At 63.8% G+C, this 13,852-nt stretch carries 10 protein-coding genes and 1 pseudogene; all 11 read right to left on the reverse strand.

Going from position 1 to position 13,852, the window contains the following annotated elements:
* Nucleotides 1–44 precede the first annotated feature (44 nt).
* A pseudogene (locus GA0004734_RS17925) lies at nt 45–818 on the reverse strand (class I SAM-dependent methyltransferase); the annotation flags it as partial.
* Between the two features lie 145 nt (nt 819–963).
* Nucleotides 964–2,046 (reverse strand): DUF917 domain-containing protein, encoded by a 1,083-nt coding sequence (locus tag GA0004734_RS17930; RefSeq protein WP_092936574.1) that lies wholly within the window; start codon nt 2,044–2,046, stop codon nt 964–966.
* Nucleotides 2,043–3,161: a DUF917 domain-containing protein gene (locus GA0004734_RS17935; RefSeq protein WP_092936576.1), complete on the reverse strand. Its 1,119-nt coding sequence runs from the start codon at nt 3,159–3,161 to the stop codon at nt 2,043–2,045. The genes GA0004734_RS17930 and GA0004734_RS17935 overlap by 4 nt, the downstream gene beginning before the upstream one ends.
* A complete protein-coding gene (locus GA0004734_RS17940; protein WP_092936578.1) occupies nt 3,151–4,698 on the reverse strand; it encodes a hydantoinase/oxoprolinase N-terminal domain-containing protein in 1,548 nt (515 codons plus the stop codon). The genes GA0004734_RS17935 and GA0004734_RS17940 overlap by 11 nt, the downstream gene beginning before the upstream one ends.
* 37 nt (nt 4,699–4,735) lie before the next feature.
* Nucleotides 4,736–5,617: an ATP-binding cassette domain-containing protein gene (locus GA0004734_RS17945; RefSeq protein WP_092936580.1), complete on the reverse strand. Its 882-nt coding sequence runs from the start codon at nt 5,615–5,617 to the stop codon at nt 4,736–4,738.
* Nucleotides 5,614–6,459 carry an ABC transporter ATP-binding protein gene (locus tag GA0004734_RS17950; protein WP_092936582.1) on the reverse strand — a complete coding sequence of 282 codons (846 nt, stop codon included), beginning with the start codon at nt 6,457–6,459 and terminating at the stop codon, nt 5,614–5,616. Before GA0004734_RS17950 ends, GA0004734_RS17945 begins: the two co-directional genes overlap by 4 nt.
* The gene (locus tag GA0004734_RS17955; protein WP_092936584.1) at nt 6,456–7,343 is read right to left on the reverse strand and encodes an ABC transporter permease; all 888 of its coding nucleotides are present in this window, start codon (nt 7,341–7,343) and stop codon (nt 6,456–6,458) included. The genes GA0004734_RS17950 and GA0004734_RS17955 overlap by 4 nt, the downstream gene beginning before the upstream one ends.
* Entirely contained in the window at nt 7,343–8,365 is a 1,023-nt protein-coding gene (locus GA0004734_RS17960; RefSeq protein ID WP_092936586.1) for an ABC transporter permease, read from the reverse strand. Before GA0004734_RS17960 ends, GA0004734_RS17955 begins: the two co-directional genes overlap by 1 nt.
* A 171-nt stretch (nt 8,366–8,536) precedes the next feature.
* Complete coding sequence (locus tag GA0004734_RS17965; protein ID WP_092936588.1) at nt 8,537–10,096, reverse strand: ABC transporter substrate-binding protein; 1,560 nt, start codon at nt 10,094–10,096, stop codon at nt 8,537–8,539.
* Between the two features lie 161 nt (nt 10,097–10,257).
* Nucleotides 10,258–12,702 (reverse strand): helix-turn-helix transcriptional regulator, encoded by a 2,445-nt coding sequence (locus GA0004734_RS17970; RefSeq protein WP_092936590.1) that lies wholly within the window; start codon nt 12,700–12,702, stop codon nt 10,258–10,260.
* Between the two features lie 186 nt (nt 12,703–12,888).
* Entirely contained in the window at nt 12,889–13,842 is a 954-nt protein-coding gene (locus GA0004734_RS17975; protein WP_092936592.1) for a sugar-binding transcriptional regulator, read from the reverse strand.
* Between the last annotated feature and the right edge of the window lie 10 nt (nt 13,843–13,852).

The raw sequence follows: 13,852 nt of genomic DNA on the forward strand, positions 1-13,852 counted from the left end.
GATTCGGCCGCGCAAGCGGCCGAACGAGACGCACGCCGAGCCGCTTACTGCGGCTTACGGATGGTGCCGTAGATGATGTTGCGGTTTGCGCCGAAGAAGACGCTCTTCTCCGCCTGCTGCCCTTCGAGGCTCGCCTCGATGATGGACCACATCTCCGACTGCGACCGCAGGAGAAGCGTCCAGTTCATCATCGTCTCCATGTAGCCGTCGTCGGGAACCTCCGTGGAGAAGTTGGCGAACAGGAACATCCCGCCGGGTTTCAGCATCGAAAGGCACGTCTGCGTCAGCTTCACCGCGACCTTGTCGGCCAGGTAGTCGTAGAGGCCGGCCGCATAGATCAGGTCGAACTGCCCGAGACTGTAGGCATTCTTCAGAAGTCCGCGGACCGAGCCGTCCATCGCGTCGATGGGCGTGCCGCTAAAGTCGCGCATGGTGCGGCCGACGCTCAGAGGGTCCTGGTCGAGTGCCACCCATCGCTTGATCCCGCCCTCACGTAGAGCGCGGGATGTCTCGGCCTCGCGGAGATGTCCTGCGGCAACCGCGAGCACTTCCGTCTCCGGACCCACTTTGGCAGCGGTTTCATCTACGGTGCGGGTCAGCAGATCGCGACGTTCCCGGACCGCTACAGCGGACGGCGCGTTGCGCGTGTATTCGTAGAGTGTGCGCCCGAGCGGCGAGGCGCGCTCGACGTCGGCTGCGATATCCGCGTGGCCGTAGATGAAGTCGATCAGGCTTGCATCCCCGGAATAGCCGCGCGGCTTTTCGAACGACCAGCGGGTGAACGGGTCGTTGTGAAAGTAAGCCGCCACCGGATGATCAGAAGGCTGACAAGGCGTCTGACGATGCAGACCTCTTCAAGGGTTCCTATTAACATGTAACAAAACCACTTCCCGTGGTCCGAGCGCAGCGTCTCAAACCTCCACCTATGGCGGAGGTCTATGACTTCATGATCCTGTCATCCGCTCAATGTGCGTCGAACGGAATGTAATCCGTGTCATAGCCGAAATAGCGAGGACCGACGAGGGCGATGCCGGCGTCCGTCTTCCATTGCGGGTTGCAAGGGAAGGCGAGGGCGACGAGGCGCAGGCCGTAGCGCAACGAGTCCGCTGTCACCGGATTGCCGCTTTCGGCTTCCAGCAGCGTGATGAGATCCGGCGTCGTGCAGACGATCTCGCCATTGCGCTCGGCCATCAGAAACTCGTTCTGGAAGTCGAGGCGGAACGTCTGGCCTTTCCAGTCCTCCACGCCATCGAACCGCGCCGTCCCCCGGGCAAAACCGCCGATGGTGCGGCGGTCGATGTCGGTCAGGCGGCCGTGGAAGAGGATGGAGGCCCCGAGCTTCCCGGCAATGGCGCCGACAGGATCGCCGTTCGAAAGGCGGCTTTCTCGAAGTTCGAGGCCGAGATTGGCGCAGAGCGACAGTGTGCCGCGAACGACGCAGGCCTTGGCCTGCTTGCCGCTCATCGGGTAGAACGCGAGTAGCGCCGAACCGCCCATCTCGACGGTCGCAGCACGCGCCAGCCGCTCCGTCCAGGCATTGCTGACCGTTTCGAGCACCAGTGCGTTGCCCTTGTCGTCGCAGAGAACCATAGGCGTCGCGGAGATGCCGTGTAGGGTGAAGGTCACCATCTGCAACTCCGGATAGGCCCTCCCCATGCCGTCGCCATCGATCAGCGGCAGGCCTGCGGCCGCCGCCACCACGAAAGGTGTCGTGGAGTTGACGCCGCCCGCTTCGCCGCACAGCACGGCATCGATCTTGCGGCCGAGAAGCTGTTCCAGCTTGCGGAAGGCGGTGAGAAGCTCGTCGCCCCGCGGCAGCTTCTCCGTCATCACGGTCGGCGCTCCCATCATGCAGACGGGAACGACGAGCGCGTCGTCGGCAAGCTCGCTGACGTCGATCAGTTCGACCGGACCATGTTTGCGAATGGCTTCCTTCGCCATGAGTTTGCCGACATAGGGATCGCCCCCGCCGCCCGTGCCGAGAATGGCGCCGCCGATGGCGATATCATCGAGATCTTCGGCATGGATCGTTCTCAGGATGTTCATGCACGCCGCTCCCCGCTTTGCACGCTGCTGTAGGCCATCGGTTCGAAGGTGAGGTCCGGGTAGCCGAAAGCCTTGGGGCCGACGATCTCCAGCGCGCGCGGCGTCTTCATGAGGTCGTGCACCGGCAGGCCGATGACCGCAATGCGCTGGCCATAGCGCAGGATCTCCGTGGTCAGGGGCTCGCCGGTGTCGAGTTCCAGATTGATAATGAGGTCCGGCACCATGGCGACGGCGACGTCATCCACCCAGAGAACGAGGTTCTCGTTCTGGATCGCGATCCGCGCCTGCGACCCCGCCCATCTGCCGACGCCCGACAGCAGCGCCTCGCCTCTCGCAAAGCCGCCGGTCAGTTCGCGGCGGATGTCCGTGATCTTGCCGGTGAAGAAGAGCGTTGCGCCCGTCTCCTCGACCACGCGTTCCACGACGTTCTGACGCTTCAGGCGGGCGTCCAGAATGGTGCGCCCGATCTCCAGCGCCTGCGTGACGGTTCCGGGCACGGAGGTCTTCTTGACGAAATCTCCGCGCATCGGGGCGACGGCAAAGCCGGCGCCGGCCCCCATGGCAACGGAGGCATCACGCGCGAAGCGCTCCAGCCAGAACATGTCGACCATCTGCTTGAAGACCACGACGTTGCCCTTGTCGTCGGCAATGGCGGCCGGTGCGGCCGGTGCGCCATAGATCATGTAAGTGGTCATCTGGACTTCGGGAAATGCCCGGCCCATGCCGTCGCCATCGACGACGGGAAGCCCGGCCATGGCGGCGGCGATGATCGGCTCGATGGCGTTCGCACCGCCGATTTCTGCCGAGATCATCGCGGAGACGGTGACGCCGGCCGCTTCTTCGACGGCGCGCACCGCGCGGTAGCATTCGCCGCCCTCCTCGATCTTTTCGACGCCGACGACCGGCGCGCCGATGCCGCCGCACTCTGCTACCCAGGCATCGTCAGCCAGCGCTTCAAGCGGCAGCACGCGAACCTGCGCGCCCTTGCGCAGCAACTCGCGGGCACGCAGCATGCCGATATAGGGATTGCCCCCGCCGCCGGTGCCGAGCAGGGCGGCCCCCATGGACAGCGGCACGAGGTCCTCTTCCTTGAGGAGGTAACCTTCAACCGGCATGGAGCTCTCCCACGGCCTTGACGCGGATACGGGTGGCGTTGCCCGGCAGGTAAGCGAGCGGAACGTCCTCGACATCGACGATCTCGATGCTGTCAGGTGCAGCACCTGCGGCAATCGCCGCATCGACCGCCCGCTGCTTGGCGTCTTCGAGCGCCTTGTCGCGGCCGAGTTCGGCCAGTGCATAGACGCGGTCGATTTCGCCGGAGACCTGCGCGATGGCCGCACCGACGGCGTTGGCGACGCCGAAATGTGCGGGCTTGATCACTTCAAGGCCACTCAGCGGGCCATCGACCAGGATGGAGCCGCCGCCGACCACGATGACGGGCAGCGGATCGGGCGAGAGGCGGGATTTCTCGACGCAGTCTTCCAGCATCGCGTGGATCTTCGCCTGCACGCGATCGATGAGATCGGGGGAGAGGTGCGAGACCTTTGCCGCATCGCCGAGCGAGGCACGGCCCGCCGCCACGGCCACATCGGTGGTGGTCAGCGTTTGCCCGCCGAAGATCAACGCCTCGGTCTTGATGCGGTAACCGACGGAAACCGGGCCGACCTTGATGCCGCTGTCCGTTTCCACGACATGCGACCCGCCGCCGAGCCCGATCGAGAACACGTCGGGCATGCGGAAATTGGTGCGCACGCCGCCGACTTCCACGGCAATCGTCGCTTGACGCGGAAAACCCTTGTGCAGCGAGCCGACATCCGAGGTGGTGCCGCCGATATCGACCACGATGGCATCGCTGACGCCGGAGAGGAACGCCGCGCCGCGCATGGAGTTCGTCGGGCCGGAGGCGAAGGTCAGAACCGGGAATTTCTCGGCAAAGCTCGCATCCATCAGCGTGCCGTCGTTCTGAGTCAGGAAGAACTTTCCGGTGATGCCGGCCTCGCGGATGGCGTTGCGGAAGGCTTCGATGACGTGGGCGGAGAGGTCGCGCAGGCAGGCATTCATGATCGCCGCGTTCTCGCGCTCCAGTAGCCCGATGCGGCCGATATCGCTGGACATCGTGATATGCACACCGGGAATTTCCGCTTCGAAGATGGCGCCGGCACGGCGTTCGAAATCGCTGGAGACCGGCGAGAAGACCGAGGTGATGGCGATGCTGCGGATGCCCTTGGCGGCGATGTCGCGGGCGATGCCCTTCAGTTCGTCCTCATCGAGCGGCGAGATGATGCGGCCGTCGAACTCGTTGCCGCCATGGGCGAGATAGGCGTGGTTGCCGATCGACTGCTTCAGGTCCTCCGGCCAGTCGACCATTGGCGGCAGGGAGGCCGTGGCGGGCAGTCCGAGACGGACGGCCGCGGTCTGCGCGAGATCGCGGCGCTGGACGACGGCATTGGTGAAATGGGTCGTGCCGATCATCACGAAATCGACGGCCGAGGCTTCCATGCCAGATGCCGCCAGCACGTCGCGCAGCGCGTTGACGACGCCGCTCATCACGTCGGCAGTCGTTGCGGATTTGACGCCGGCGATCACCTCCGGTCCGTTCATGACCACGGCGTCCGTATTGGTGCCGCCGACATCGATGCCTATCCTAATCATGGGCTTCAAACCTCATTGCCTGTATTGTTTGCGCTTGTCATGTCTGACGATCCGCCGCTTGCCGCAGCGCGATCAGTTGTTCGGGTGTGGGGAGTTCGCCGTCGATCAGAGGGATGACGGGCCGGAGCGCTGCTTCCTCCGCCGAGATGACGGGTACGGAGGCGATCAGCAGGCGCGTATAGTCGTGGGACGGGTTCCCGAAGACGGCGTCCGACGTGCCGCGTTCCACGATAGCGCCGCGATAGAGGATGCTGACCTCGCGCGCGAAATTGCGCATGAGGCTCAGATCGTGGGAAATGAACAGATAGGTCAGGCCCATTTGCCGGCCGAGATCGGCGAGCAGGTCCATGACCTTGGCCTGCACCGAGACATCAAGCGCCGAGGTCGGCTCGTCCAGTACCAGCAATTTCGGCTCGACAGCGAGAGCCCGTGCGATCGCCACGCGCTGCTTCTGCCCGCCGGAAAGCTCGTGCGGGTACCGCTCGGCAAAGGCGGCGGGCAGCTGGACCATGTCGAGAAGGGTTCCGATCCGCGTGCGGCGCTCGCAGCGCGGGAAGCCATGGGCGTCCAGCGGGACGGCGATGGACTGGCCGACGGTGCGGCGGGGGTTGAGCGAGGAGCCGGGGTTCTGGAACACCATCTGCACGCGGCGGCCATGCGCCACCCCGTCGGAGCGGTCGTGAATGCTTCGCCCGTCGATCAGGATCTCGCCGCTGTCGGGCGTTTCCAGCCCCATGATCATGCGGGCGATCGTGGATTTGCCCGATCCGCTCTCGCCGGCAAGACCATAGACGCCACCGGCCGCAATCGCCATCGAGACATTTTCGACGGCTTGCAGCGCACCGGTCTTGCGGCCGAAGGCGTTGCGGATCGGGAAGGTTTTACAGAGGTTTTTCAGCTCCAGCATCGGTCCGCTCATGCCGGCACCCCGGCGGTTCCGAAGCGCCGCCCGCCGGTCAGGCGCGGCACGGCGTCGATCAGGCTGCGGGTGTAGTCGTGCGATGGCGCTTCGAAGATCGCAGCGGTTTCGCCCTTCTCGACGATGACGCCCTTCTGCATGACGTAGACGCTGTTGCACGTCTCGCGCACGACGCCCAGATTGTGGGTGATCATCAGAAGCGCAAGGCCGCGTGCCTCGACCAGATCTTTCAGCAGTTTCAGGATCTGTGCCTGCGTGGTGACGTCCAGCGCGGTTCCCGGCTCGTCGGCGATCAGAAGGTCGGTTTCGCTGAGCAGCGCCATGGCGATCAGCACGCGCTGGCGCATGCCGCCGGAAAGCTCGATCGGATAGGCGCGCGCCGCCCGCTCGGGATCGCGCATGCGCACCTGCGCCAGCGTTTCGTAGACCCTCTGCATCCGGTCTCTGGCAGCGCGGGCGCGGCCGAGGCGCCTGTCGGCATATTTCAGGATCGTTGCCATCTGGTCGGCGATGGTGAAGACCGGATTGAGCGAACTCATCGGGTCCTGAAACACCATCGACATCGCCGTGCCGCGCAGTTTCAGGCGTTCCTTCTCAGGCATGGCCAGGAGATCCGCGCCGTCATAATAGATCGCGCCGGAGGTGATGCGGGCAGGGGGCTGGCGCAGCAGACCCATGATGGCCTTCATCGTCACCGTCTTGCCGGACCCGCTTTCGCCGACCAGCGCCACCTGCGAGCGGGCGGGTACATCGAGGCTGACGCCATGCAGCACGGGCACGGTCTGGCCATAGGTGGTGAAGGAGACCGAGAGGTTCTCGACACGCAGGAGAGGGAAGCTCATCGGACCTCCTGCACGTCGAAGAGGTCGCGCAAGCCATCGCCGAGCAGGTTGAAGCCCAGCGCGACGAACAGGATGGCAAGGCCCGGAAGCACCGGTTCCCACCAGAAATCCGGCAGGAAGCCCGCGCCCTGCGCGACCATGGTGCCGAGATCGGGCGTTGGCGGCTGGATGCCGAGCCCGAGGAAGGAGAGCGAGGCGCCGACAAGGATGACGAAGCCGCAATCGAGCGAGGTCTTGACCGCAATGGCGGAAACGCAGTTTGGCAGGATCTCACGGAAGAGGATGTGAAACTTGCTGGCACCGAGTGTTTCCGCAGCTTCGATGAATTCCTGCGTGCGGATTTGTTTGGTGATCGCGTAGATCAGCCGCGTATGCCAGGTCCACCAGAGTGCAGCGATGGCGAGCAGGGAATTGACGAGATCGGGCGACAGCACGGCGGCTACAGCCAGCGCCATGACAAGCGGGGGAAGCGCGAGCGCGATGTCCGTCACGCGCATGATGACCGTCTCGACCCAGCCGCCGAAATAGCCGGCGAGAAGGCCCAGAATTGTGCCGATGGGGACGGCGGTGCCGAGCACGACGAAGGCGAGCAGCAGCGAGATGCGCATGCCGTAGATCGTGCGAGTGAAGATGTCGCGACCGACATTGTCCGTGCCGAACCAGAAGGTTAGCGATGGCGGCTGGTGGCGGACCCGGAAGTTGACGACGGCGCCGACATGCTCCGGATAAGGTGTGATGAAGGGCGCGAACAGGGCGGCGAGAATGCAGACGAGGACGATGACGGCGCCGATCACGGCCGTCGGATTGCGCGAGAAGCGGTACCAGTTCTGGTAGGCATTTGACAGGCGGCGCGCCTCTTGGGGGGCAAGTGACGTCCCGGTCATCAGCGGCGCCCCCGGATGCGGATGCGTGGATCGACGATGCCAGTGAGAACGTCGATGACGAGGTTGGCGAGCACGAAGAACACGCCGGAGACGATGACCACGCCCATGATGGCGTTCAGATCCTTTTGCAGGATGGTGCGCACCCCGTAGGCCGCCATGCCGGGCCAGGAGAAGACCAGTTCCACGACAAAGGCGTTGCCGATCAGCGAGGCGAACTCGAGGCCGAGAATGGTGAGCGGCGGCACGAAACTCGGGCGCAGCATGTACTTGAAGACGCGCACACGCTCGGGGATGCCGAAGGCGCGACCCGCCTCCGCATAATCCTGGCTGGAGACGTCGATCATGGACGAGCGGGTGATGCGTGCGATCTGCCCCATCGTGGCGGCGGCCAGCGCGATGGACGGGAGGAGCAGATAGCGCAGCGCTTCGAAAAAGACGTCTAGGCGGCCGTGCAACAGCGCATCGAGGGTGATCAGGCCCGTCATGTCGGCCGAGAAGGCCAGTCCTGGCGGCAGACGGCCGGTCGTGGGCAGGATATGCAGGACGTAGCCGGCGAGAATCTGAAGAAGGAGGGCCAGAAAGAAGCTCGGCGTCACGGCGGAAAAGATGGCAATGATCCGCACCACATTATCAGGCCATTTATCCTTGTGTCGCGCTGCGGCGACGCCCAGGGGTACGCCGAGAACGAAGGCGATCGTGATGGTCGAAAGGACGAGCTCGAAGGTCGCCGCGAAGGTCTGGCGGATATCGTTCGCCACCGGCTGCTCCGTCAGGAGCGACCGCCCGAGATCGCCGCGCGCGAGGCCCGCGACATAGATGCCGTATTGCTGGATGAGCGGCTGGTTGAACCCCAGTGTCTCGCGCAGTTGCTCGACCTGCTCGACGCTCGCCCGTGGTCCGAGCGCAAGCCGCACGGGGTCGCCCGGCATGGCGCGGGCGATGATGAAGATCACCACCGAGAGCCCGAAAAGAACCAGCAGCGACCACGCAACACGCCTGAGAAGGAAGAGCAGAAATTCCAAGAATTCAGCCTTTTCGAAGGATCAGAGCGACAATTCGCGGTTCAAGGGATCGAGGCGACAGGGAGCGGAGAGCGTGTCCCGGTCCGCCTTGGGAGGACGGCGGACCGGGACGAGGGAAACGGCGGCCTGGAACGTCAGATCAGGACGGTCGCCGGTTTCTCTGACGGGCTGTCAGTTGCAGGTCCAGCTGTAGCGCGTGAAGTCGTAGTCGAAGGACTGCATGGGGACGGCCTTGAAGCCGGTCAGGCATTTGTCCATCGCGTGCTGGACTGTCTGCGTCATCAGGAAGACGTCCGGCTGGATCTCGACCAGCTTGCGCTGGAGATCCTTGTAGATCACGGCCTGCTTCGAAACGTCGGCGGTCGATCGGGCCTCGTCGATCAGGGCGTCGATGGCCGGATCCTGCAGCCATTCGGCGGAGGCCCAGGTGCCTGCGGATTTCGAGTGATACTGGGTGAAGAACATCGAGTCGGGCGAGGGATAGGTCGGCCCAAAGAAGATCTGGTTGACGGCGGGCGTCGTCTCGACCTTGGTCGCGATCTCCGTCACGCGATTCCACGGATCGGCCTGCTGTGTCACCTTGAAGCCGAGCTGTTCGAGGTTCGACTGCATCAGGAGGCTGATTTCCTCCTCGAACTTGGTGCCGGCGACATAGCCGAGCGTGATCGGGATGTCGGAGCCGGCATATTTCGACTTGGCGATCTCGGCCTTCGCCGCTTCCAGATCGTATGACGGTGCGGACACGTCGTCGGCGTGGAATTCCTTGAAGCCGGCCGGCAGAGGTGTTGTCAGTTCGCCGCCGGGAAGGATGACCTCGCGGATCGTCTGGTAGTCGGTCGCCAGCGCCAGCGCGCGGCGGATGTGCAAATCGTCGGTCGGCGGCACCTTGGTGTTGAGCTTCAGGTAGAATGCTGTCGTCGTGGGTTCGCTGACGACGGTGAAGCGCCCCATGTCGGCAAGCGCCTTGTAGGTCTCGGGCGACTGGTACTGGCTGGTCATGGTCAGTTCGCCGGAGGCCGCCAGCGACCGCACGGTCGCCTCGTCATTGGTGATGATCCAGCGCACCTCGTCGATCGCACCCTTGCCGAAGCCCTTGTAATAATTGGGGTCGCGCTCGATCGTCATCCGTGCGCCGCGGTCCCATTCGATCAGCTTGTAGGCGCCGGCACCGGCAACGGTGCTGCCGAGATAGGCCTGTGCGTCGTCGCTGCCCTTGTTGGCCTCGACCAGGTCCGAATTGACGATGAAGACGGCGGGAACCGTCGTCAGGAACGGGGCAAAGGTCTTTGACAGCGTGAACTTGACCGTCTTGTCATCGACCGCGACGATCGAGCCAGGCTTCAGGACATCCGTGAAGAGGTTGGCCGGGCCTTGGTTGATGCGGAAGAGCCGCTCGAACGAGTAGACCACATCCTTCGCCTCGACCGGCGTGCCATCCGAGAATTTGGCGTCGGCCCGGATCTTGTAGGTTACTTCCTTGGCATCGTCCGACACGGTCCAGCTTTCCGCAAGCTCAGGGATGATCTTGCCGGTCGGATCGACCGTGGTCAGGCTGTCATAGAGGTTCACCGCGGACATGTAGTCCGTGTAGTCCGAGATCTTGGCCGGATCGATCGTGCCGAAAATCTGGACGGTGTTCATGGTCACGACGGTTTTCGCCGCAGCCGATCCGGCATAGCCGGCAGCCAGTGCAATGGCGGCGGTGGAGGCAAGGATGCAAAGGGTGCGCATTGTATCTCCCATGTTTATCGAAGGTTCCCGGCGCGGTCCCTATTGACCGTCATCTCGTTGTTGGACGCGAGGATGCATTGCGAAACGACGCACCTCAAGCGTCACCACGTTTAGGTTTTTGCCTAAATGGTCTAGGTTTTGTGCGAACGGTTCACGAAAGGCTAGCCGAGAAGGTCGAGTGCCCGAGCGGAGCGGATCGCTTCCTGGCGGCTGCGACAGCCGAGCTTCCGGTAAACATTGCCGAGATGGAACTTCACGGTCGCTTCGCTAAGGCCAAGCGTGTTCGCCACGTCCTTGTTGGCGGCGCCTTCGGAGATCATCAACAGGATCTTGCTTTCACGCCGCGACAGCGTGTTGGCCATCTTGGTGGACTGGTTGTCGAGGCGGCCGGAATCCCTCAGCTTGCGGAGAATCTGGCGGTTGCCCGTGACGGTGGACAGGAAGCCGCCGATGCGCTGGTTGTCGATCAGTTCCTGCAGAAAGACGCGCTCTTCGGCGAGCGGGGCGATGCTGCCGAGCCGTGCGCAGTCGCCGAAGGTCTTCTGGAGCACGGCGCGTGCCTGCGTCGCATTGCGCTGGCGCTTGGCGACATAGGCAAGCCAGATCTCGGCGCTCATCCGCTGGCGATCCGTCAGGTTCAAGTTGCCAATGATGGTGGTTACGAGCTGGTCGAGGCCGGGCCGTTGCGGCGCTTCATAGACGAGCTGGCGTAGCCAGATAAGCGCCAGCGCCAGTTCGTCACGCTCCTGCACGCGCGCGAGAGGCTCACCGCCCGCCAGAACGAAGGCCCGATCGACCCGGCCTGATATCGCCGACAGCGTGTCGGCCGCTTCCTGCCAGCGGTTTGCGTTCTGAAGGACGGCAGCCTCGCGGATTGAGATCATCGCCTGGAACTGCCCGTTCGATGTCTGGTAGACGCGCCAGCGGTCGAGAAAGCTTCGGGCGGCCATGGTGGAAAAGTGCTCGCCCAACGCCTGACTGCCATAGTGGAGCGCAAATTCGAGAAGGCTCGGCCAGATTTCGCCGTGGGCGAAACCATCGATCTCGAGATTGAGAAACCGCGCCAGCGGCTCGGCTCGCCCGGCTTCGTACTCAACGCACGCTTCTATCAGCACTTGCAGCCGCACATCGTTGGGGCTTTCGAACGGCAATTCCGCGATAAAAGCAGCCGATTGCGTCGCGTAACGGCGTGCGGCCAGCGCATCGCCCATCATGAGCCGGATCAGTGTTTGGTGGAGACTGATGTAGAAGGCGAGGAGCGGCGCCTGTGCGGCGCGATAATGAAACATCGCACGCTGCGCCACCTCTTCGGCGGCCGCGAACTGTCGGTTGCGGATGTAAAATTCGAGCACCGAGTTATAGAAGCTACCCCGCGACAGATGGTCTTCCACCGGAAACTCCGCGATCAGCGCATAGGCCCGCTCCAGCAGTTCCTCGGAGAAGAAATAGTCCTCGTAGAGCAGCATCACGAGCCGGAACGCCCGAAACTGACGCGAGAAAACCGAGCGGCTGGAAAACACCTGCGTGTAGTCGTTGGCGACGTCTCCGAAGCGGTCGATGAGCAGGCGGCGGGCGCGCGAGATATCGCCGAGCTTCAGCGATTGCAACGCCCTGGCGAGAACGAGGACCTCTGTCTGGAGGGAAAAGGTCAGCGGAAACCCGGCAAGGACGGTGTCGAAGGCTTGAGGCCCGAAATAGTAGAGAAAGAAGGGGCCGCCCGCATCCTGGAAGATTCGCAGCGCATTGTCGAAGAGGCCGGCATTCTGGAAGGCGCAGATTGCCTCGACCACGAGACCTCTCGCCCTGTAAGCTTCGGCAATGGCCTTGGCGCTTCCGGCATTGCGCAAACGCCGCTCCATCACATGGTCGATCGCCTCGCGCAGGACGTCACGCACGCCTGCCACCACCAGCGTCGGACGACCGGTGCCGTCAGGCCGCATCAGGAACGGCGCCGTGAGGGGCAAAGGAGATGTGGTGGGGACGTGCGATGTGGAGAAGGACGGATGCCGTGTCGCAGCACTCGTACCGCTGATCGCCTCGACCAGCATCCGTTGCAGAGCAACGAGTTCCTCGTCTGGCATCGTCGCCAGCACCTCGGCTTCGAGAAATGCACGCAGGATATCTGCAGGGCCTTCGAAGAGACGGGTATTGAACACGGCCAGCGGCCACCCCCCGCTTTTAGCGGCCACATCTTCGGAAGCGCTCCCGAACAGCCGTTCAAGCTCGCCGTACGACATCGTCAGGCCCTCGCTGCCGATCAGCGTTGCCTGTCCGTAGGCCAGTGCCCGCGCTTGGCCCGGCAGCACCGTGTCCGGACGTTTCGCGATGATCAGGCGGTGATTACCGGAGACGTAGGCCTCGGGAATGGCGAGAGGCGCGGTGTAGGGCGGGATATCCCACAGGCGAAGCACAGTGTCGGTGGTGGAGCCGTCTGCCGGACCGGTGGGCGGCTGGGGCGAGCGAGCGACGGCGGCTCCCATGCGATGTGCGATCAATGCCAGGACAGACGACTTGCCCATGCCGGCAGGAGCATCCAGAATGACGATCGGCGTCCGGGCACCGAGGATGCTGGCGATCAGTTCAGGCCGGTCGATCAGAGCACCCATCTCAGTCCTCCGGAAGGGTTACGCGGCGCCTCGGTAGCAACTGCCGGGCTGTTTCGCCAGTCCCCAGCCGCGGGACGACGACGACCACCGGATTGCGACTGACGAAATCCATGCCGCCGAACCCGGTTTTCGTATCGCTACCGAGTCATTCAAGGTTTCTGCGGCTGTTGACTCAGCTCCAGCCTCCTACATCTGGAGAAGGCGCTCTGCCGTGAACTTGTCGGTGACGAGAATATCGATAACGCCGACCTTCAACGCTCCGGCGATGGCGGCGGTTTTCTTCGCGCCGCCTGCCAGCGCGATCACGCGTTCGACACGGGCAAGATCTTCGAGGGGAAGACCGATGACGCGATCGTCGAGCGGCGTCTTCACTGGGTGGCCGTCTTTGTCAAAGAAGCGGAGCGAAATATCACCGACGGCGCCGGCGTCTGCAAGATCCGCCAGTTCGCGGGCAGAGAAGATATTGCCGGAGCGCGCGAGCAGTTCAGATGGTTCCACAGCGCCGATGCCGACGATGGCGAGCGTGATGCTGCCGAAGAGATCGACCGTTTCGCGCACGAAGGGGTCGGCCATCATCAGGAGCCGCGCCTCGCGCGACGAGGTCACCCCCTGCACGGGCAGCAGTTTCGGCTCGGCGCCCGTGAGGCCGGCAAGCCGCGTCGTCAGCTGCGTCGCATGGGTCTGCACCGAGGGATCGCCCATGCCGCCGAGCGTCTGCACCACGAACTTGGCGCGGGCACTTTTCTGCGGATGGATGTTCTCCACCATCTTGAAGATCGTCTGGCTCCAGCTGGAAACGCCGATCGTTTCGCCCGGCGCCAACGTGATCTCGAGGAGATGGGCCGCGGCCTCGCCGATCCGCGACATGATGGCGCCGTCACGATCCTCCGTGCACTCGACGACGACGGCTTCCGGCAGGTTGAAACGCTCCCGCAGCGCGCTTTCGAGATCGCCATAGGTTCCGACCGGAGGAATGACGCTGGTCCGGACGATGCCTTCAGTTTCCGCGCGCTTGAGCATGCGCGAAACGGTCGCTTGGCTTAGCCTCAGGTGCTCCGCGATCTCCGCCTGCCGGCGCCGCTCGATGTGATACATCTGGGCGACCCGCGAGATCAGGCGGAGTTCGTTGAGGCGTCCCATGGGCGTTCCC

It is taken from the genome of Rhizobium sp. 9140 (assembly GCF_900067135.1).
GTDB lineage: Bacteria > Pseudomonadota > Alphaproteobacteria > Rhizobiales > Rhizobiaceae > Ferranicluibacter.